At 56.5% G+C, this 20534-nt stretch carries 14 protein-coding genes and 1 pseudogene; 10 read left to right on the forward strand and 5 right to left on the reverse strand.

All coding sequences use genetic code 11. The features are described 5' to 3' along the window. Nucleotides 1-428: 428 nt before the first annotated feature. Nucleotides 429-1622: a Na+/H+ antiporter NhaA gene (gene nhaA, locus E0F99_RS19175; protein ID WP_083359019.1), complete on the reverse strand. Its 1194-nt coding sequence runs from the start codon at nt 1620-1622 to the stop codon at nt 429-431. A 388-nt stretch (nt 1623-2010) separates the two neighbouring features. On the opposite strand from nhaA, the gene E0F99_RS19180 reads away from it, so the two are divergent. The 3 genes from E0F99_RS19180 (at nt 2011) to E0F99_RS19190 (ending at nt 7328) form a co-directional block, all read left to right on the forward strand. Next, a complete protein-coding gene (locus E0F99_RS19180; protein WP_083360458.1) occupies nt 2011-3498 on the forward strand; it encodes a SulP family inorganic anion transporter in 1488 nt (495 codons plus the stop codon). Nucleotides 3499-3726: 228 nt separating this feature from the next. Continuing rightward, entirely contained in the window at nt 3727-5394 is a 1668-nt protein-coding gene (locus E0F99_RS19185) for a BCCT family transporter (RefSeq protein ID WP_083359020.1), read from the forward strand. Nucleotides 5395-5708: 314 nt separating this feature from the next. Further along, a complete protein-coding gene (locus E0F99_RS19190) occupies nt 5709-7328 on the forward strand; it encodes a methyl-accepting chemotaxis protein (RefSeq protein ID WP_083359021.1) in 1620 nt (539 codons plus the stop codon). A gap of 56 nt (nt 7329-7384) precedes the next feature. Here E0F99_RS19190 and E0F99_RS30485 read toward each other — a convergent pair. The 3 genes and pseudogenes from E0F99_RS30485 to E0F99_RS19205 form a co-directional block, all read right to left on the reverse strand. Further along, a pseudogene (locus tag E0F99_RS30485) lies at nt 7385-7561 on the reverse strand (helix-hairpin-helix domain-containing protein); the annotation flags it as partial. A 48-nt stretch (nt 7562-7609) separates the two neighbouring features. Then, nucleotides 7610-8332: a 3'-5' exonuclease gene (locus tag E0F99_RS19200; protein WP_083359022.1), complete on the reverse strand. Its 723-nt coding sequence runs from the start codon at nt 8330-8332 to the stop codon at nt 7610-7612. Further along, nucleotides 8329-10209, reverse strand: coding sequence for a DUF294 nucleotidyltransferase-like domain-containing protein (locus E0F99_RS19205; RefSeq protein WP_083359023.1), 1881 nt, complete (start codon nt 10207-10209; stop codon nt 8329-8331). Before E0F99_RS19205 ends, E0F99_RS19200 begins: the two co-directional genes overlap by 4 nt. Before the next feature lie 300 nt (nt 10210-10509). On the opposite strand from E0F99_RS19205, the gene E0F99_RS19210 reads away from it, so the two are divergent. Together E0F99_RS19210 and E0F99_RS19215 are read left to right on the forward strand one after the other, a co-directional pair. Then, entirely contained in the window at nt 10510-11763 is a 1254-nt protein-coding gene (locus E0F99_RS19210) for a cation:proton antiporter (RefSeq protein WP_083359024.1), read from the forward strand. A gap of 105 nt (nt 11764-11868) precedes the next feature. Beyond that, nucleotides 11869-13146: a DUF2254 domain-containing protein gene (locus E0F99_RS19215; protein WP_083359025.1), complete on the forward strand. Its 1278-nt coding sequence runs from the start codon at nt 11869-11871 to the stop codon at nt 13144-13146. A 6-nt stretch (nt 13147-13152) separates the two neighbouring features. Here the strand turns inward: E0F99_RS19215 and E0F99_RS19220 are convergent, their stop codons facing one another. Then, nucleotides 13153-14475 (reverse strand): chloride channel protein, encoded by a 1323-nt coding sequence (locus E0F99_RS19220; RefSeq protein WP_083359026.1) that lies wholly within the window; start codon nt 14473-14475, stop codon nt 13153-13155. A 241-nt stretch (nt 14476-14716) separates the two neighbouring features. Between E0F99_RS19220 and E0F99_RS19225 the strand changes: the two genes are divergently transcribed. The 5 genes from E0F99_RS19225 to E0F99_RS19245 all read left to right on the forward strand — a co-directional run bounded on the left by E0F99_RS19225 (nt 14717) and on the right by E0F99_RS19245 (nt 20426). Then, nucleotides 14717-15670, forward strand: coding sequence for a TAXI family TRAP transporter solute-binding subunit (locus E0F99_RS19225; RefSeq protein WP_083359027.1), 954 nt, complete (start codon nt 14717-14719; stop codon nt 15668-15670). 75 nt (nt 15671-15745) lie between these two features. Beyond that, complete coding sequence (locus E0F99_RS19230; protein WP_083359028.1) at nt 15746-17773, forward strand: TRAP transporter permease; 2028 nt, start codon at nt 15746-15748, stop codon at nt 17771-17773. Further along, a complete protein-coding gene (locus E0F99_RS19235; protein ID WP_083359029.1) occupies nt 17770-18156 on the forward strand; it encodes a DUF1850 domain-containing protein in 387 nt (128 codons plus the stop codon). Before E0F99_RS19230 ends, E0F99_RS19235 begins: the two co-directional genes overlap by 4 nt. A 214-nt stretch (nt 18157-18370) precedes the next feature. Further along, nucleotides 18371-19051: a response regulator transcription factor gene (locus E0F99_RS19240; protein WP_083359030.1), complete on the forward strand. Its 681-nt coding sequence runs from the start codon at nt 18371-18373 to the stop codon at nt 19049-19051. Further along, nucleotides 19029-20426 carry a sensor histidine kinase gene (locus E0F99_RS19245; protein ID WP_083359031.1) on the forward strand — a complete coding sequence of 466 codons (1398 nt, stop codon included), beginning with the start codon at nt 19029-19031 and terminating at the stop codon, nt 20424-20426. The genes E0F99_RS19240 and E0F99_RS19245 overlap by 23 nt, the downstream gene beginning before the upstream one ends. The last annotated feature ends 108 nt before the right edge of the window (nt 20427-20534 follow it).

Genomic DNA, 20534 nt, shown 5'->3' on the forward strand with positions numbered 1-20534 from the left:
CAAGACAGCGCTCGTTGAGCGCAATAAACACCTGGCTACACAGTAAAACGTTTCGATGACGAGCAGGTACGTGACGTTGCTGGCCCCGTGCCTTACTGGGTCGGTCAAATGGGGTTCGGGGGAAGCACGAATGGGCAATGAGTAAATCGCAGAAAAAAAAGAAGCCACTCTCCTGAGTGGCTTCTTCTGTATGTTTGGAGCGGAAAACGAGGCTCGCGCCTGGCGTGCCGACCGTTTGAAAATCAAGGGTTTTCTTTTCTTGCCAGCGCAGTAAAAGAATTAACGCTGGACTTGTTTTCAGAGTATCTCAAGGCCAAAAAAATTGACGTAACCCCAGATCGGACAGCGGCATTCATGGTGCATGAACCCGTCTGCGCGACTGGATGCTCATCCCCCACGCCGTTATCAACGGACAGATAAACCCAGGATTAACGTTTAACCTTCAAAAGGACAGCAACACCGAGGACGGCGGAAAGAATCGAGCCCATCAGCACTCCGACCTTTACCTCATCGACCAGATGCGGGCTATCCGGGAAGGCCAACGCCCCGATGAACAGGCTCATCGTGAAACCAATGCCGCACAGCAGCGCTACGCCGTACAGCTGACGCCAATCACATTGCTCAGGCAGCTTGGCCAGCCCTGCGCGAATCGCCAGCGCAGCCAAACCAAACACGCCAATTTGCTTGCCTAGCAATAGCCCAAGCGTTACTCCCAGAGGTACCGGGTCGATCAGGTTATTGGGCGAGATACCAGCAAGAGAGACACCCGCATTGGCAAAACCGAAGATGGGCACAACGGCGAAAGCGACCCACGGATGCAGCTTTCCTTCCAGGTAGATGAGCGGCGATTTGCGCTCGCTGCTCGCCGCCCGCATGGGAATGCACAGTGCGAGAATGACACCTGCCAGGGTCGCGTGGATACCCGACTGAAGCATAAAGAACCACAGCAGAGCGCCCGCTATCAGGTAAGGCCAAAGCCGGGTCACACCGAATCGGTTGAGCATCACCAGGAACACAATAACGCCCAGTGAGGCCAGCAACATGCTGACCGACAAGCCGCTGGTGTAAAACAGGGCGATGATCAGTACAGCGCCAAGGTCATCAAGAATCGCCAGCGCGGACAGAAAGATTTTCAACGAAATGGGCACACGTTTACCGAGCAGCGACAGTACGCCCAAGGCAAACGCGATATCGGTCGCTGCAGGAATAGCCCAACCCCCCAAGGTTTCGGCATTGCCCCAGTTGACCGCAATGTAGATCAAAGCAGGCACCAGCATACCGCCTAGCGCGGCGAACCCTGGCAGTGCGCGCTGGCTCCAGCTCGATAATTGGCCGACCAGCATTTCACGCTTGATCTCCAACCCGACCAACATGAAAAAGACAGCCATCAGGCCATCATTGATCCAGTGCTCAATCGAGAGGCCAACGACTTTTACGTGCAGTGACGAGAAGTAAATGTCTGCCAACGGGGAGTTGGCGACGAGGAGTGCTATCAAAGCAGCAGCCATGAGTATCAGGCCACCCGCTGATTCCGCGGCGAGGAATCGGGAGAAAAAAGCACGCGTGGCGGGTGATTCACGATGGCCGTGGGTTTTATCCGGACGTGAAGATTTCAAGCTCATAGGCACAGCCACTCCGCGCGGCGGCCCGACCTGCGCTGAATTAAACCTGCCCTCCCGCGTTTTGCGGTGACACCCATGGGCGCATTCTACATGATACGTTCGTGCAAGCCCGCCTATCGGTTGTGCGTGTGCGCTACTGCCGGTTATTATCCTGTGGTCTATCGACGACACGCCAAAGGAGTTACCTTGCCCCGTTCCAGCTGGCTGCCTACGCCGCCATAGCGCACCGCCCCCTCGCACGACCCTGACCGCCTCCTAGCTGCGGTCGTATTTTGCCGCGCCTGCTTTTTTGGCCGCAGCCACTCCACAACTCAATTGAAGACAGACACACCCGCACTGCTCAGCGCCCACTGCTGCGCGGGATGTGGTGCCTGCCATGGGTGAATCAATGTTTGAAAAGATCAGAGCCGCTTGGCTGTCGAATATCCGAGCCGATGTCCTCGCGGGCCTCGTTGTTGCACTGGCCCTTATTCCTGAGGCTATTGCCTTTTCTATTATTGCCGGCGTCGACCCCAAGGTTGGCCTTTATGCCTCTTTCTGTATCTGCACTGTGATCTCGTTTGTTGGGGGGCGTGCGGCGATGATCTCGGCGGCCACCGGCGCCATGGCATTGCTCATGGTCAACCTGGTCAAGGATCACGGCCTTCAGTACCTCCTCGCCGCCTCGCTGACGTGCGGCGTACTTCAAATAGTCGCGGGCTATCTGCGGCTGGGCGAGCTGATGCGCTTCGTATCGCGATCAGTCGTCACAGGTTTCGTTAACGCCTTGGCGATCCTGATTTTCATGGCGCAGCTGCCAGAACTCACCGGGGTAACCTGGCCCGTTTATGCCATGACTGCTGGCGGACTGGCGATTATTTACCTGTTCCCAAGGCTGCCGGGCGTAGGAAAACTGCTCCCCTCGCCGCTCGTATGCATCATCGTGCTGACTGCGATTTCGATCTACATGGGCCTGAACATACACACAGTGGGCGACATGGGCTCGCTGCCTGATAGTCTGCCGATATTCTTGTGGCCAAGCGTGCCGCTAAATCTTGAAACACTGTTGATCGTACTGCCGTATTCGGCCGCGCTGGCAGTGGTCGGTTTGCTGGAGTCGATGATGACGGCAACCATCGTCGACGACCTGACAGACACGAGCAGCGACAAGAATCGTGAATGCAAAGGCCAGGGTATCGCCAACATCACCAGCAGCCTCATTGGCGGCATGGCAGGCTGCGCGATGATCGGGCAGTCGATGATCAACGTTAAATCTGGCGGACGAACCCGCTTGTCTACGCTGAGTGCAGGCGTTTCACTGCTGATCATGATGATCTTCATGGGCGACTGGCTCGCCCGCATACCGATGGCCGCGCTGGTCGCCGTGATGATCATGGTCTCCATCAGCACCTTCAGTTGGGACTCCATCCGCAATCTCAAAGACTATCCGCTCTCAACGAACATCGTGATGCTGGTCACGGTGGTCGTGGTCGTCGCGACCCATAACCTGGCCTACGGCGTTGTTGCAGGCACCTTGCTGGCCGCCATGTTCTTCGCCAACAAGATCGGACATTACCTGGAGGTCACTTCTGAGCATGACCCCGCACATGCCCATCGCACTTACTACGTCACAGGCCAGGTGTTTTTTGGCTCAGCAGACAGGTTCACTCATTCGTTCGATCTTAAGGAACAACTGGAGACCCTGACCATCGATCTTCGAGAAGCCCACTTTTGGGATATCACTTCAGTCGCTGCGCTCGACAAGGTAGTGCTGAAGCTGCGCCGAGAAGGGGTTCACGTAGATGTCATCGGGATGAACCAGGCTACGTCCACGATCGTGGATCGCTTTGGCGTTCACGACAAACCCGATGGCATAAATAAGTTGATGGGGCATTAATCTGGCCCGCGCAAACCTGTTCATTGCACTCACCCGAGTAGATTGCAGCCCACGAAGACGTCATGTGACGGTGACATATTCGATCGAAGGGCTATGCAATCGGCAGGTTTTGCCGGTTTTGTTCTCAAAGCTTGTTAGGATAAAGGCGTTTACATCTCGTTTTACCATAGGAACAGCGGGGATAATCACAACTACACGTTAAGACGTGCCAACAACAAGGAGATTCTTATGGTTGAAAAGCCTACGGATGATCGGCCTAACACCCCTCACATCGCCAGTGAGGACGGTATTCCGGCTCCAAGTGGAGCTGCCAATCTGATCGACACCGACTATGTTATTGGTCAAGACAATATCAAGGGAGAGTTTTCGTTCTCGCTCGATATCCACGGCAAAGTCTTCATCATTTCAGCGGCCACCATCCTGCTGTTCGTGATTTTGACACTGGCCTTGCAGAATGAAGTAGAACCCCTCTTCAGCGCTATCCGGAACTGGTTAACCAGCCACCTCGCCTGGCTCTTCATGAGCATTGCGAACGTTTTTGTGGTGCTGTGCATTGCGCTGATTTTCTCCCCGCTGGGAAAGGTGCGTTTGGGCGGCAGAGATGCCAAACCAGACCACTCCTACGTCGGATGGTTTTCAATGCTGTTTGCCGCGGGCATGGGCATTGGCTTGATGTTTTATGGCGTCGCCGAACCCATGTCGCATTACGCGGCGTCCATGGGAGGCGTGACAGTCGATGCGAGCGGCGTGCGTACGGATTGGGCGCCGTTGGGCGGTGCAGCAGGCGATATGAAAGCCTCCGCCGACTTGGCAATGGCCGCTACGATCTTTCACTGGGGACTTCATCCCTGGGCGATCTATGCGATTGTGGCGTTGTCCCTGGCGTTGTTTTCTTACAACAAGGGCTTACCGCTTTCGATACGCTCGATTTTCTATCCACTGCTGGGTGAGCGCGTTTGGGGCTGGCCGGGGCATATCATCGATATCCTGGCGGTATTCGCCACGCTATTCGGGTTGGCAACCTCTCTGGGCATTGGTGCAGAACAGGCTGCTGCGGGGATCGAATACCTCTTCGGGATACAATCGACGAATCTCAGTAAAGTCGTGCTGATCGTTGGCATTACCTTGATCGCGCTGTGGTCAGTCCTTTCCGGTTTGGACAAGGGCGTCAAAATGCTTTCCCAGATCAATATGGGACTCGCATTGCTCTTACTGGTGTTTATCATCGTAGTGGGGCCGACCTTGGCCATCTTCACAGGGTTCTTCAAGAACCTGGTGACGTATGTTGAATACCTGCCGGCACTGTCAAATCCATTTGGCCGCACTGACACCCAATTCACCCAAGGCTGGACGGCCTTCTACTGGGCGTGGTGGATCAGTTGGTCGCCGTTTGTCGGCATGTTTATCGCGCGCGTCAGTCGTGGTCGAACGGTCAGAGAGTTTCTGATCTCGGTCTTGCTCGTTCCCTCAGTGGTGTCTGTGCTGTGGATGACAACGTTCGGCGGAACGGCCATTGACCAAACGACCTTACAGGGCCTGGTGGGTGTCAAGGACGCTGTGCTGGAGCTGAAGTTGTTCGCCATGCTGGGAGAGCTGCCGCTTAAAGAGATCACCTCTTTCTTGGGCATCGTTCTGGTCATTGTGTTTTTTATTACCTCCTCGGACTCAGGCTCCTTGGTCATCGACACGATCACCGCCGGCGGCAAGGTGGATGCGCCTGTGCCTCAACGTGTGTTCTGGGCGGTCATCGAGGGTGTGATTGCTATTGCCCTCCTGTTGGGCGGCGGTCTTGTCGCACTGCAGGCAATGGCCGTGTCCACAGGGTTGCCTTTCGCAATCGTTCTAATGCTGGGATGCATATCCCTGGTGAAAGGACTGATGTCTGAGCCTCGTTAGCACATAGGGCTTTCGCGGTCAGCGCACAGCAAACACACCCGTGACGCCATCGCCTGGGGCGATGGCGTCAGTCTAAGCAGGCGGGTATTAACGACAGAAAAATCCACCCCGGTAAGAAGTTGGTACATGCATGATCGCTCACGTTCTGGCTGTCAGTAGCGTTTGGTATTAGACACTTAAACGTAGAGCAGCCCTTTAGGATGCGCGCAGGCGACTGAGCAGAGCACTTAAAAGCGAGAGGCCTGATTAAGTTTATTAACGTCAGGTCGATAGTCTGGTTACCTAGATCATTCCCTCGCAGTCAGAAAGTTCGCATGCACCTTAGAAACCTCAACGTAGCACCCCGAGCTTCCTTATTTTTCGCGTCAATCATTGCATTGGTCTTTGTGCTCGGCGCGGTCGCTGCTGTGCAAATGGGCAAGTTGCGAGACGCCGAAAAAGATGTCGAAAACAATTGGCTTGCAAGTATCCGACAAACGGCGTTGATGAACGTTGGCGCAATGCGGCTCAGACTTGAAACCCAGCGTGCACTTGCTGACCCTCAAGCACTTCAATCGACGGTTGCGTCCTTCGCAGGCTACCGGAAGGCTTTCGCGGATGCGGTGCTAAATTATGAACCTCTGGTCGCTAGTAACGACGAACGCACGCGTTATCAAGTAGTGATAGCGTCCGCCGATGCGTACGCCAAACAACTGGATATCCTCGAACCGTTGATGGCGCGCGGTGACATACCTGCCGCCGTCAACCTCGTGAGTACAGGTATACGGCCGTTGACGAATAGGATGGAGGGTGAAATCAAAGCCCTGACGGACTTCAACAACAATGGCGCAACAGCGGCCGGGCAATACGCAACCAATACTTACTCCGAAGGCATCTGGACAATAATTGGCCTTATTACCGGCGTCGTCGTCCTGACTGTCGGGTTGGCAATACTTCTGACCAAAAGCATTACGACCCCGATCGGTGCAGCGTTATCGGTGGCCGAACGCATTGCCAGCAGCGACCTTTCCAAAGAAGTGCACGTCAGCGGCAAGGATGAAGCCGCACGCCTGTTAAACGCATTGGCCCAGATGCAGGAAAACCTTCGCAAAACCATCATGCAAATCGGTGATTCATCCACACAACTGGCCTCCGCCGCAGAAGAAATGACGGCGGTCACGGAGGCGTCCAGTCGAGGTCTCATCTCACAAAATGATGAGGTCAACCAAGCCGCCACGGCGGTAACTGAGATGAGTGCGGCCGTTGATGAGGTGGCCCGTAATGCAGAATCGGCCTCGCAAGAGTCGCGTCGCACTCAGGCATTTACCGAGACCGGTTTGGAGCGAGTCTCTGAAACATTGAAGTCCATTCAAAAACTGAGCGGAAATGTTGAAATCACGAGTGACCAGATTCAGGTCTTGTCACAGCGGGCTCAAAGCATCAACAAGGTCGTGGAAGTGATTCGTGCAATCGCGGAGCAAACTAACCTTCTGGCGTTGAATGCCGCGATTGAAGCCGCAAGGGCCGGCGAGCAAGGTCGTGGATTTGCGGTAGTCGCTGACGAGGTAAGGGCATTGGCGCACCGTACGCAGTCGTCGACTCAAGAAATAGAACAGATGATCTGCGCCATGCAGACTGACTCAGCCGAAGCCGTTGAGGCCATGAACAAAAGCAAAGAGTTGGCAACTCAATCGCTTGATGTCGCACAGGAGGCGAGCACTTCACTGGACCAGATCGCGAAGGCGATTACACAGATTAATGAGCGCAATATGTTGATTGCAACCGCGTCTGAAGAACAGGCACATGTTGCCCGCGAAGTTGACCGTAATCTTGTCAGTATTCGAGAGCTTGCCGTCCAGAGCTCTGCGGGCGCCAGTCAAACAGCCACCGCGTGCGGGGAAATGTCAAAGTTGGCGGTTGACCTTAATAAGATGGTGAATCGCTTCGTCGTTTGAAAAAAAACCGCAGGACACGCGATGTGTGCCTGGCGCGATGAGGGCTCTCAAACGGATCATGAGACACGCTGAGTGCTTGACTGGAAGTTTTTTGCAAGCTCAATGGCCGAGGTAATGGCAGCCCGCGCTTGCGGGCTATTGCTCCCGCACATCGATCCGGTTACGGCCAATGCCTGAGCCAGGATGTCACAAGCATTCACCGTACTGAGTACCGCCAGCGAGTCAATGCCCACAGGAATATTGGGCGGACAGGCGCTAGCGTTTTACCACCAAGCGGTGACTCAGTTCCATAACTCGCCAACAGGCGTGGACGCTGAGTAATAAGTCGCTACCTGCGCCTGCAACAGTTCTGCGGTTGCCAAGGCATCGGTTAATGCATGGTGCGCGTGATAAGCCGGAAGGCCAAGGCGCGCTCGGCTATCCGCCAGCCTTATGGACGGTTGTGAGCGCCCCATCAGTCGGGCGAACCACCCGCGCTTTTGCCGGTGCAGTCGGGCTTCCAACTGCATCGTATCGATGACCGGGAACTCTAACCCTTCCCCTAAATGCCTACGCACTGCCTGATCCAAAAAGGCCCGCTCAATATTCCGATAATGGACCACCATCACCTTGCCTGCCATGGCCTCCAGCAAGGGGGTCAGCACCTGCTCAAAGGTGGGCGCATCTGAAATTTCAGCATGGGTTATGTGATGAAACGTCACCGACTTTTCATTCAGCTCGGACGCTGGTTTTATTACCCAGTAAAGCGAGTTCCCACAATAAATGCGCTGCAGCGTGAACGGCATTACCCCGATGCTCACAACGCTGTCAGCCTGTGCATCAAGGCCGGTGGTTTCCACGTCCATGGCCAGCAGTTGCACGCTGTCAATGGAGGCCTGTGCCGAGACCGCGCCGGCTTGATAGAACTGTCGCAAGCGGCTGTTAACGGCATTGTCTGCCAGGGCCTCGAACTTCGAAGACCACTCGAGCATTTTATGATCGGGCTGCGCTTTCACGTGTTTCATGACGGCAGGCGACCCTTTGATGGATAGCGGAATCTTAAGAAATTCTGGCCATTACTCAAGACCTGAAACGCCTCTTTTAGGTTATGTCGCTCACTGTTGGAAAAGCGTTCCGGTTCGACGTAATTATTGAGCGCTGCGCCCTGCTCCAGTGCGTCAACCTGGTGTCGAATTCGCACCATCGACAGGAACTCCAGCGCGTATCGCAGTTGCTTTAATGCTTCAGGCGGAATGACGTTGCTGTTCGCGATGGCATCCATGCGATCAAATGAATTCTGCGCGGTACTGCCACACGCGAGCGCATGGATGCGGATCAGGTCCGTCAGCGGTGCGGTGCCTCGACCCTTGAGGTTGATGATCCGTTTGTGCTGCCCGTCTGTCTCAACGACAAAAGTACGGAAAAAGCCCAATGGAGGCGTGCGGTTAAGGGCAATCCGAGCCATGGCACTCAAAAAAACAGGATGTGCGCTGGATTTTCGAGCGCACAGAACCTTAAGTTCTTGTACCAGTTCCAGTTGGCCAAATACGCCGTCCAGGTCGAAAAAAATACAACTATTGAGCAACGTCGTCGGGTTAGGCTTTTCGATCCACTGATCAAAATAACTTCGCCATACCTTCAACGGCTGACGCCACTGATCATTCGTCGCCATGATCCCGCCTTTGCAATAGCTGTAACCGCACGCGGCCAGGCCATCACTCACAAACGTCGCCAACGCTCGGAAGTAAGCATCGTGCTGGAGCGGATCGAAGCGGTCGTCGAGCACCAGGGCATTATCCTGGTCAGTCACCAATAACTGCTCATCACGCGCCATGGAACCCAGCACCATGAAGCAGTAAGGCACCGGAGGCGGCCCCAGCTTTTTCTCTGCCAGTTCCAGCAAACGCTGGGTAAAGGCCCGGCCAATACCGGAAATCGCGCTACCAATCATGTGCGCCGTCGCGCCGTCACGCACCATGCGGATGTAGGTTCCGCGCAGGTCACGCAAAAGCGACTTAAGGCCGTCGACCGAAGTCTGGTTAGAGATTCTGTTTACCAGGTACAAACTGCTGTGTGACTCATAGCGAATGATATCCGACAGGTTGATCAGCCCGATCGGATGGCCATGGTGGACCACCGGCAGGTGGTGAATATTACGGCGCAACATCACCAGCATCGCTTCAAACACTGAGTCGTCGGCGCCTATCGCTACCGGCTCGGCCGTCATGATGTCTCGGGCAGCCGTTTCGTCAGCGTTTCGGCCGGCCGCGACAACGCGTGTGCGAAGGTCCCGATCCGTCACGATCCCTTGGATTTCAGCCGCCTGCAAGCCCGCTGATGACATCACCAGAACGCAAGAAACGCTCTGTTCTGTCATGATTTTTGCCGCGTCGCCGACGCAGGTATCCGACGTGACCCATACCAAGGGCCGAGAGATAAGGCCTCGGCATTTGAGCTGAATAAGCTCACTGGCACGCCCCTGCGCCTCAACGGCAGTCTTGAGCCTGGAGTGCCCCTCAGCTTCAACGAAGTCGGCGAACGCATCATGCTGCGCGCACAGGTCGGCGAAGACGTCGGCGGGTATGTAATAAATCAGGCTATCTTCCAAGGCTCTGGCGGGAAAACGCACCTTGTTACTGCGCAACAAACCGGCCTGACCGAAGAGGTCGCCTTCGACAAGTCGGTTGTAGAGCTCGCCATTGCGCCGGTAAATCTCCACCGCACCACTACGTACATAGTGCAAGTCATGAATGATCGCGCCCGCTTCAAGGATGTCACTGCCGGCCTTGAAATAACTCACTTCTACCCGCCGAGCGATGGCGTCTACCGATTCCTTTGGCAGCGTATCAAATGGAGCGAAACGGTAGAGGTGGTCGCTAATCTCCTGTAACTCGATTTGCATGAAACCTCGAAATGCTGAAAAGAATTAAACTTGCGAGCGCCCTGCATCGCAAAGGGCAGTGGTCTTTCTGTGTCGCCCACCACATCACATCCCGATACGAGGATCAAGCGCCACGTCTGTTCTACGCTATGAGTGGCAACAACTGCTGCGTAACGGCTGGCCGTCATATTTACACTCCCGGCAGGCGCGGCATTCACTGAAGGCACAGCGCAGGCGGCGGTTATTTCTGAACGCTCAGAGGTATTTGCGATCTGCATTGCCGAGGGTGCTTTCCTCATCCTGTGTTTTTGGAGCGGGTCAATGCTGGATATTATTGCGATCTTCCTTTGCATCACAGCAGTACTCGCCTATCTCAATCGGCGCTACGTCGGCCTGCCATCCGCCATCGGTGTAATGGGCATTGCCTTGGGCCTGTCACTGTTGAATATGGCATCCGATGCGCTGGGCTTCCATGCCTTGCATACCCTTGAGCAGTCGCTGGTGGAGTCCATCGACTTTTCCGAACTGCTGATGCAAGGCATGTTGTCATTGCTGCTCTTTGCTGGCGCGTTGCATGTGGACCTGTCGGAGCTGCGGGCCTACAAATGGCAGGTTGCATCCTTGGCAGTGGTAGGGACAACGCTCTCAACCTTGTTCATCGGCTTCGGGCTCTGGGCGTTGTTGTCCCTTACCGAACTGCAGCTACCGTTGTCTTATTGCCTGGTGTTTGGCGCGCTGATCTCCCCCACCGACCCCATCGCCGTGATGGGGATTCTGAAATCTGCCGGCGCGCCAAATAGCGTGGAACTGGTCATTTCCGGTGAGTCACTGTTCAACGACGGCGTGAGTGTCGTGCTGTTTTCGCTGATCGTCGCAATGATTGCCAGCGGGGAGACACCGTCGGTTATCGGCGCATCGCAGCTGCTACTGAAGGAAGCCGGAGGCGGTGCTCTGTTAGGCGCCTGCGTGGGCTATATCACTTACAGAATGCTCAAGAGTATCGATAGCTATCAGGAGGAAGTGCTCATCACCCTGGCCGCGGTTCTGGGCGCCTATGCACTCGCCACTCAGTTCCATGTTTCCGGCCCATTGGCGATGGTGGTGATGGGACTGATTGTGGGTAACCAAGGACGCTCCCATGCCATGTCCGAGCAGACTGAAAAAAACCTGGACATGTTCTGGGAACTGATCGATGAAATACTCAACGCTGTGCTGTTTGTATTGATCGGGTTGGAAGTCGTTCTGATCCAGTTCTCCAACCCCTTGCTCACCACGGGCCTGCTGGTCATATTGCTGACGTTGTTATCACGATTGTTGACTGTAGGGGTTCCCATTGCGGTGTTGGGTAAACGCTTCCGCCTACCGCAGGGTGCCTGGAGTGTAATGACCTGGGGCGGCCTGCGTGGCGGGATATCGGTGGCATTGGCGTTGTCGCTGCCCCCAGGCGCGGCTCGCGATATCGTGGTTTCCCTGACGTACCTGGTGGTCGTTTTTTCTATCCTGATCCAAGGCATGTCGATCGGTAAATTGGTCAAGCGAGTCATTCCGTGTGCGGCAACCAAAGACGCTGGATGAACCCTCGGCCCGACAAAAGACTCCATTAAGGATAATCCACTCACCGCCTTCGTTTCCCTGAATCCTTGCGGTGTCCCATCGTGTTATTTGCAAAAGGTATAAAAAATGCTCGCACGCTGGCGCTGGGTACTACACCAATTGACTAAACGGCTGTGGTTCAGGGCGAGTCTGTTTTCCTTGCTGGGTATTGCGACCGCGTTACTCGCCGTTGTCTTCAAGGACTACATTCCCGAGTCGTTGCCCGCCCGCATCGGTGCCGACGCCGTCGATAAGATATTGGGCATCATTGCCTCAAGCATGCTCGCGGTGACGACCTTTTCGTTAAGTACCATGGTCAGCGCTTACAGTGCAGCGAGCAGCGGCGTGACGCCCCGTGCCACCACCCTGGTGATGGAAGACACCACGACACAAAATGCCCTGGCCACCTTTATCGGCTCATTCCTGTTCAGCCTGGTGGGGATCATTGCGCTGAGTACCGGTGCCTACGGTACGCAAGGGAGGGTTTTGCTATTCGCGGTAACCATCGCCGTGGTGATTCTGATTGTCTACACCCTTTTGCGCTGGATCGATCATTTGTCCAAGCTTGGGCGGGTGGGAGAAACCATTGACCGTGTCGAGCAGGCAACCATTGATGCCATTAACCATCGAGTCCAATGGCCGCATCTGGGTGCAGCCGCCTACCCTTGCGAGTCAAGGGTCCCCCGTTCTGCGCTGATCATCACCAGCCTTCAAACGGGATACGTCCAGCACATCGACGTTCAGGCGTTAGGCGCGATCGCCAAAGCAGACGAGATACACATATTTATGGACGTCCTGCCGGGAACCTTTGTGCATGTCGGCATGCCGCTCGCCCGAACCGTCAGCTTGAGCAAGGCGCGCGGGGAGGAACTGGCGTCGAGCAGCGAAAAAATCATCGCTACCCTGGCTATCGGCGTGCGTCGAACGTTTGAACACGACCCAAGGTTCGGCTTGTCAGTGCTGTCGGAGATCGCCTCCCGCGCCTTGTCGCCGGCCGTCAATGACCCCGGCACCGCCATTGACGTCATTGGGCGCGGCGTCAGAAGCCTGACATGTTGGGGTCAACCTGAAGAACCCGCGGCGAAAATCGACGCTGACTGCCAGCACGTTTACCTGCGCGGTTTGACCGTGGATGACCTGTTCGATGACTTCTTCGCACCGATTGCCAGAGATGGCGCGGGCCTGGTGGAAGTCGACCTGCGCATGATGAAGGCCCTTGTGAGCCTGGCGCAGATAAACCCGGCGATGTTCAGGGATGCCTGTACCCGGCACGCAGAACGGCTGCTCAAGCACGCGAACACTGCGCTTGTACTCGAAGAGGACCGGCGCACGCTCAGCGCAGCGGCGCGACCGCTGCTGCACTGACCCACTCTAGGTGTTGGCTTTTTGCGCGGCGGCGCCACTGCCCTCCGATTGCAGAAAGCCACGCGCCAACTGCTGATAGAGCTCGGGCCCCATCCTGGCACTGACTGCTTTGGCAATCAGCGCAACCGCCATCAGACTGATGACCATGCCATGGCTGTCGATCATCTCCATCACGATGATTGCAGAGGTGATCGGCGATTGCGTGACCGCTGCCAGAAACCCCACCATGCACAACGCGATGATGGGCTGCGCAGCCAAGGTGAAGAACTCAGCTACATTGGCCCCGACGGCAGCGCCCACAGCCAAGGACGGGGCAAAAATACCACCCGGTATGCCGGAAAAATAAGTCACTACGGTCGCGAGAAAGCGTGTGATCGGCGCGTGCCACGGCAACCCCACATCGGACACGATGATCTGAGACGTGATCCCGTAACCGCTGCCAAAAGACATTCCACCACTGAGCCAACCGAGAATCGCCACGATCAAGCCGCAGCCACCCGCGAACCAGACTGGATGCAGGCGGCGCCATTGCCAGACGACAAAACGGCGATAGCGCTGTGGCCACAGGAGCATCCGACTGAACAATCCCCCCATAAGGCCACAGCCAATACCAATCGCCAGTACCGGAACAACGATATCGAGATTGGCCTGTTGTACATCGAAGTGCCCGAAATAGTTGTAGTTGCCCTGCAAGGCAATCGCGACCATCCCCGACAAAATGATCGTGCTGAGCAACACCCCGCTGGTGCGGGTTTCCAACTTGCGCCCCAGTTCCTCTACCGCAAAGGCCACACCGGCCAAGGGCGTGTTGAAGGCGGCGGCAATACCCGCTGCGCCACCGGCCAGGATGAGGTCTTCAGGGCGAATGATGCGTGCGTTGGGCAGGTAACGATGAAAGAAATGCATGATCGAGGCGGCGACTTGCACCGAAGGCCCTTCACGTCCCGCTGAAAAGCCACCGGTCAGGGCCAGCGTACCGAGGCCTATCTTGGCGAAGGCCAGACGCAACGACACCAACTTATTCACGGGCTTGCCTTGGTGGGCCAACCGTGTGGCCGCGATCACCTGGGGAATACCGCTGCCTTGGGCCCCTGTGAAAAAACGCGAGGTCATCCACACCACAAACATGCCGATCAGCGGCGTGTAGATAAACGGCAGCCACGGCCGGGCGGCGGCCTGTTGGGCGAACTGCATCAGCGCCAGGTCAGCCAGCCGGGCGAACATCACAACCAGCAACCCTGCGAGGGTAGCAGCGGCCCAGAGCGTCACTCGAGTACGCCATCGGATCGAGGCAAAGCGACGACGTATCAGCAATATCGGTTTGATCACCCGAGCGGATTCCCGTTGTTGAGATTCAATAAAATGTAATAACGAGATTAACGGGTTAAACGGTCAGGTCCAACCGGCAGTGACCCGATAACTACAACCCCGGCTCCCGCCTAACCGCTCGCCCGGCACCCTCAGCCAGCCATTCTGATACATAGTATGACTGTCCGCTCGCCACTGCGCTGATCAATCAACTACAGTTGAGTCGCTCTGAATAAAAACAAGACAAGCCGGAGAGATTCCCATGCGAGTAAAGAACCGCTTCATCCTGCTGGCAGCCGCCGCAACCCTGACATTCACCACCGCGACACAGGCAGCCCCGGTATTCATTAACATCCTGACAGGCGGCACCAGCGGGGTGTATTACCCGATCGGGGTCGGCCTCTCCCAGATCTACAATGAAGGCATCCCCGGCGTAAAGACTTCGGTTCAGGCCACCAAGGCCTCCGTGGAAAACCTGAACCTGCTGCAATCGGGTCGAGGCGAGTTGGCACTGGCGCTGGGTGACTCGGTGGCGGATGCGAAGAATGGCGTCGAGGAAGCAGGCTTCAATACACCGCTGACCAAGTTACGCGCCATTGCCGGCGCGTACCCCAACTATATTCAAATCGTGGCCAGCAAAGAGTCGGGGATCAAGACGCTGGCGGACCTTAAAGGCAAGACCCTCTCAGTCGGAGCGCCGAAATCGGGTACCGAGTTGAACGCACGGGCGATTCTCAAGGCGGCGGGCCTGACCTACGCAGACATGGGCAAGGTGCAATACCTGCCCTTTGCCGAGTCAGTTGAGCTCATCAAGAACCGGCAACTGGATGCCACGCTGCAGTCTTCCGGACTGGGCATGGCCGCGATCCGCGACTTGTCATCGGTGATGCCGCTGAACTATGTGGCGATCCCCCCGGAAGTGGTGGCGAACATCGGCAATGCGGCCTATCACAGCGCGATGATCCCGGCCAACACCTATGACGGCCAACCTGACGCGGTGCCGACGGTTGCGATCACCAACATTCTGGTGACCCGCTCGGATGTACCCGATGAGTTGGCCTACCAGATGACAAAATTATTGTTCGAAAACCTCCCCCGCCTCGGTAACGCTCATTCGGCTGCCAAGGACATCACCCTGGAAAACGCCACCAAGAACCTGCCGATTGCACTTCATCCGGGCGCCGAACGCTACTACACCGAAAAAGGCGCGCTCTAGCGACGCACGGCGCAGCGGCACCCGGTCTCTGCGCCGACGGTCCGCCCTTTTTCCATGCAGTGAGGCAGGCAGCTAATGAGTGAAGATCATCACGGCATCTCTGCGAACCCGCGAGACTGGCCAAAAACGCTGTTCTACGTCGCGTTGTTATTTTCGATCTTTCAGATCGTCACGGCAGCGTTTTCACCCTTTTCAAGCCAGGTACTGCGCGCGATACACGTCGGCTTCTTATTGTGGGTGGTCTACCTGAGCTATCCGGCCTATGGCAACAAGCGCCCCTGGCAACCGTTGGCCTGGGTTTTCAGCCTGGCAGCCATTGCCACCGCCCTTTATCAATGGTGGTACGAGGCTGACCTGATCCAGCGCTCTGGGGACCTGACAACTGCGGACACGGTGATCGGCATTGTGCTGGTGGTGCTGGTGTTCGAAGCCGCGCGACGGGTGATGGGCATTGCCCTGCCGATCATATGCGGGTTGTTCCTGGCGTATGGCTTGTTTGGCGAGTATCTACCGGGGGAACTGGCCCATCGAGGTTATGGCTTCGACCAAATCATCAACCAACTGTCTTTTGGCACCGAAGGGCTGTACGGCACGCCCACCTATGTTTCGGCGACCTACATCTTCCTGTTTATCCTGTTCGGCGCATTCCTCGAACAGGCAGGCATGATCAAACTGTTCACCGACTTTGCCATGGGCCTGTTCGGCCACAAACTGGGTGGGCCGGCCAAAGTCGCCGTGGCTTCATCGGCGCTGATGGGCACTATTACCGGCTCGGGGATCGCCAACGTGGTGACCACAGGGCAATTCACCATCCCGCTGATGAAGCGCTTTGGTTACCGGGCTGCCTTTGCCGGCGGAGTGGAAGCGACCGCCAGCATGGGCAGTCAACTGATGCCGCCGGTCATGGGCGCCGTCGCCTTCATCATGGCCGAAACCATCAACGTACCGTTTGTGGAGATCGCCAAGGCGGCATTGATCCCTGCCATCCTGTATTTCGGTTCGGTCTTCTGGATGGTCCACTTGGAAGCCAAGCGCTCCAACCTCAAGGGGTTGCCCAAGGATCAATGCCCCAGTGCGTTGGGCGCTGTGAAGGAAAACTGGTACCTGTTGATCCCACTGCTGGTATTGGTCTACTTGCTGTTTTCAGGGCGTACGCCGTTGTTTTCCGGCATGGTTGGACTGGCACTCACGGCCATCGTGATTCTCGGCTCGGCGATCATCCTGAGAGTACAAAGCTTTGGCTTGCGCTGCGCCTTCTGGATAGCGCTGGGCATCCTCTGTACCGGTTTTTTCCAACTGGGAATCGGCGTGATCTTTGCCGTGATTGCAGTGCTGGTGGGGGTCTGTGGGTTCATCAAGGGCGGGCACGAAACCCTGACCATTTGCCTGCACGCCCTGGTAGAAGGTGCACGCCATGCTGTACCGGTTGGCATCGCGTGCGCCTTGGTGGGCATCATTATCGGCGTGGTTTCACTGACGGGCGTCGCGTCGACGTTTGCGGGGTATATCCTGGCGATCGGCCGAGATAACCTACTGCTTTCGCTGATCCTGACGATGATCACGTGCCTGGTGTTGGGCATGGGGATTCCCACCATTCCCAACTACATCATCACCAGCTCGATCGCAGCGCCTGCCCTCTTGGAATTGGGCGTACCGTTGATTGTGTCGCACATGTTCGTGTTTTATTTCGGCATCCTCGCCGACCTGACGCCCCCTGTCGCCCTCGCCTGCTTTGCCGCGGCCCCCATCGCTAAAGAGACCGGGTTCAAGATCAGCCTGTGGGCGGTGCGAATTGCCCTGGCGGGGTTTGTCATACCGTTTATGGCGGTCTACAACCCGGCGTTGATGCTGCAAGGGGATAATGTGTGGATGACCGCGTACATGCTGATCAAGACCCTGTTGGCGGTCGGGCTCTGGGGAATGGCGTCCACCGGGTATTTGCAGCGCAAAATGCCCCTGTGGGAGCGGTTGCTGTGCGTGGTTGCTGGGGCCTTGCTGGTGGTGGCGTTACCGCTGACCGATGAATTGGGCTTCGCGCTGGGGATCGTGGTGATATTCCAGCATATCTGGCGGTCCCGTCGTGCCGAGCCAGCCCTCCCATGATCGGCGTGTGCCTGGGCCTGACGGGTGTGGTGTGGGCCCAGCTGTCGGTTTCACACTTCACGCTGGCCTGGGATCACACCATTGAAAAGATCCGCTGGGAGGAAGACTACCGCGTGACCGAGCAAGGGCTAGTGCTGGAAGAAGCGCGTGTACGCGGTAACGGCGCAGGGATGGAGGTTCCAGACGACGCGCGACTGGAAAATGGCAGTTGGCATTACCGGCGCCTATTGCCACCCTTGCAACCCTTGCGCCTGGGGCGAACACCGGAGGCTGGCGATTACCAGCTGTGTGTTGATGGCCAGTGTTCCGCCCTGAGTCATTGGGTGGGCGCGCCAACCACTCGCCATCCGTTCATTCAACTGTGGACGTGCAAAACCGACTGATGGCCGGATGACCACGTTCACCCTCATTTCCGCTCATCTCAGTCAGTACGTTAGGGTGTTATCAGGAATATATCCATGCAGGCGGGGTGGGAAGGTTAAGGTGGGTTAAGAAATAGTTAGTGTTCGCACGCGCCTTAGATCAATAGGGTTCGCTGGCACTGGGTATCGGCATTGAGTCGGGAGTACCGAAAAACAGGTTCATAGGGAGGACATCATGAGTAATGCGTTGGTCATAGAGGACGACCAAGTGACGGCGGAAATCATCGTCGCCGAACTCCAACGCCACGGCTTCAGCTCAAAGTGGGCGGCCACCGGGCGCGACGGGTTGGCCCTGGCGATTGCAGGCGGCTACGACGCCATTACGCTGGATCGCATGCTGCCGGACTTTGACGGGCTGACGATTGTCAGCACCTTGCGCAGCCTCGGGATTCAGACACCGGTCCTGATGATCAGCGCTCTTTCGGACGTGGATGAGCGCGTTCTGGGACTGCGTGCGGGCGGCGATGACTACCTGACCAAGCCTTTTTCGGCCGTCGAGATGGTCGCGCGCCTTGACGCATTGCTCAGACGCACCGCCGCAGACCCCAGCAACCCACACCTCAGTTGCGGCAACCTGCGACTGGACTTGGTGGAGCACAAGCTGACGCGCAATGACGAAGACATCCAGTTGCTGCCCACCGAGTTCAAACTGCTCAACTTCCTGATGCGCAGTGCCGGCCAACTGGTCACTCGCACCATGCTGTTTGAAGGCGTCTGGGGCTATCACTTCGACCCCGGGACGAACATCATTGATGTGCACATTGGTCGGCTGCGTAAAAAGCTGGAAAGCGACAAAGACTCACCTGTGATCCATACAATACGCGGTGCCGGCTATGTCCTCGCTACCAAAAAATGAGGAATGGCGCTCGTCCGGTAGTCGATTGATCGGGTTTTATGCGGTGTTCTTCGTGGCCTGGGGCGCACTCTTTACCGGTGTGCTGTACTGGGAAATCTCCCACTATCTGGGCACGGTTGCCGAGCGTACGTTGTTGCAACGCGCCCACTACTATCAAAAGGTCGACGACTCGAACCTGCTTGCTGAGTTGGCGGCGAGTGAGGCTTACTCGACCCCCGGAATCGACGCCTACGGTTTGTTTGCACCCGATGGCACCCATGTCGCCGGCGACTTGCTGAAACTGCGCTCCAACCTGCCCGACGATGGCCAGGTTCATTACCTTGAGCGCGGCCTGAGCATTGCGTTACCCAGCACAGAAACCCGAAGCAGCTATGCCTTGCTGGCACGGCGCGCCGACGGGCATATCCTGATTTTGGCACGTGACGGCGGGTCGATTTCCGCCGTAGGTGGCATTATTGAGCAGGCCCTGATGTGGGGGTTGTCATTATCCCTTATCCCCGGTTTGATTGGCTGGCGCTTACTGCGACGTCGCCCATTGCGCCGTGTCAAACGCCTGCAGCTGTGTACCGAAAGTATCGTTTCGGGCAACTTGGCTGAGCGTTTGCCGTTGTCAACACGCCGCGATGAACTGGATATGCTGGCCAACGCCGTCAATACGATGCTCGATCACATTGAGCAGTTGATGCATGAAGTAAAAAGCGTCTGCGACGGCATTGCCCATGATTTGCGCACGCCCTTGACACGCTTACGCGCACGGCTCTATCAGCTCCAGCAATTGCCGCTGGCCCGTGAACATAAGCAGACCTTGAACCAGGCGTTTGAGGAGAGCGAGTCGATCATGGTGCGTTTTCAAGGGCTGCTTCGCGTCGCCGAGCTTGAGGATATTCGTCGCCGTTGCGCCTTTGCGCCCTTCCCGATCATGGCGCTGTTGAAACAGGCGCATGAGTTTTACGAGCCGATGGCACTGGACCGCGCCCAAACGCTTTCGCTGGACATTCCCAGCGATTGCCCCCGGGTGTATGGCGACTCTTCGTTACTGTTCGAAGCGCTGGTCAACCTGCTCGATAACGCCATTAAATTTACCCCGCAGGGCGGCCATATCCAATTGCGGGGGAGCATCAAGGACGCAGCCGTCATTATTGAAGTCGTCGACGATGGTGCCGGCATCCCTGAAGCGGACCGTAGGCATGTCATTCGCCGGCTCTATCGCGGCGAGGGAAGCCAGATAAACCCAGGCCACGGCTTAGGCCTGTCGTTAGTCGCCGCCATCGTGAAATTGCACGGATACACACTGGATCTCCACCCTGGCGCCTCGGACAGAGGAACACGTGTATTGATTCACTGCCCGATGTTCAGCGCTCAAGCCACGGATTGATCGGCACCCGAAAATTAAATTTAACTTAATACTGGTTAATTTGAGCACCCTTGCGCCCAGGCCTAGTTTGACAGCACCTATTGCTGACCCAAGGCCTTTTGCTTGTGA

The organism is Pseudomonas antarctica (genome assembly GCF_900624995.1).
GTDB classification, from domain to species: domain Bacteria; phylum Pseudomonadota; class Gammaproteobacteria; order Pseudomonadales; family Pseudomonadaceae; genus Aquipseudomonas; species Aquipseudomonas antarctica.

Bases quoted from the DNA above. Each gene is read 5' to 3' on its own strand.
- nhaA (WP_083359019.1), bottom strand. From the start codon at position 1,622: ATGAGCTTGAAATCTTCACGTCCGGATAAAACCCACGGCCATCGTGAA.
- E0F99_RS19180 (WP_083360458.1), top strand. From the start codon at position 2,011: ATGTTTGAAAAGATCAGAGCCGCTTGGCTGTCGAATATCCGAGCCGAT.
- E0F99_RS19185 (WP_083359020.1), top strand. From the start codon at position 3,727: ATGGTTGAAAAGCCTACGGATGATCGGCCTAACACCCCTCACATCGCC.
- E0F99_RS19190 (WP_083359021.1), top strand. From the start codon at position 5,709: ATGCACCTTAGAAACCTCAACGTAGCACCCCGAGCTTCCTTATTTTTC.
- E0F99_RS19200 (WP_083359022.1), bottom strand. From the start codon at position 8,332: ATGAAACACGTGAAAGCGCAGCCCGATCATAAAATGCTCGAGTGGTCT.
- E0F99_RS19205 (WP_083359023.1), bottom strand. From the start codon at position 10,209: ATGCAAATCGAGTTACAGGAGATTAGCGACCACCTCTACCGTTTCGCT.
- E0F99_RS19210 (WP_083359024.1), top strand. From the start codon at position 10,510: ATGCTGGATATTATTGCGATCTTCCTTTGCATCACAGCAGTACTCGCC.
- E0F99_RS19215 (WP_083359025.1), top strand. From the start codon at position 11,869: ATGCTCGCACGCTGGCGCTGGGTACTACACCAATTGACTAAACGGCTG.
- E0F99_RS19225 (WP_083359027.1), top strand. From the start codon at position 14,717: ATGCGAGTAAAGAACCGCTTCATCCTGCTGGCAGCCGCCGCAACCCTG.
- E0F99_RS19230 (WP_083359028.1), top strand. From the start codon at position 15,746: ATGAGTGAAGATCATCACGGCATCTCTGCGAACCCGCGAGACTGGCCA.
- E0F99_RS19235 (WP_083359029.1), top strand. From the start codon at position 17,770: ATGATCGGCGTGTGCCTGGGCCTGACGGGTGTGGTGTGGGCCCAGCTG.
- E0F99_RS19240 (WP_083359030.1), top strand. From the start codon at position 18,371: ATGAGTAATGCGTTGGTCATAGAGGACGACCAAGTGACGGCGGAAATC.
- E0F99_RS19245 (WP_083359031.1), top strand. From the start codon at position 19,029: ATGTCCTCGCTACCAAAAAATGAGGAATGGCGCTCGTCCGGTAGTCGA.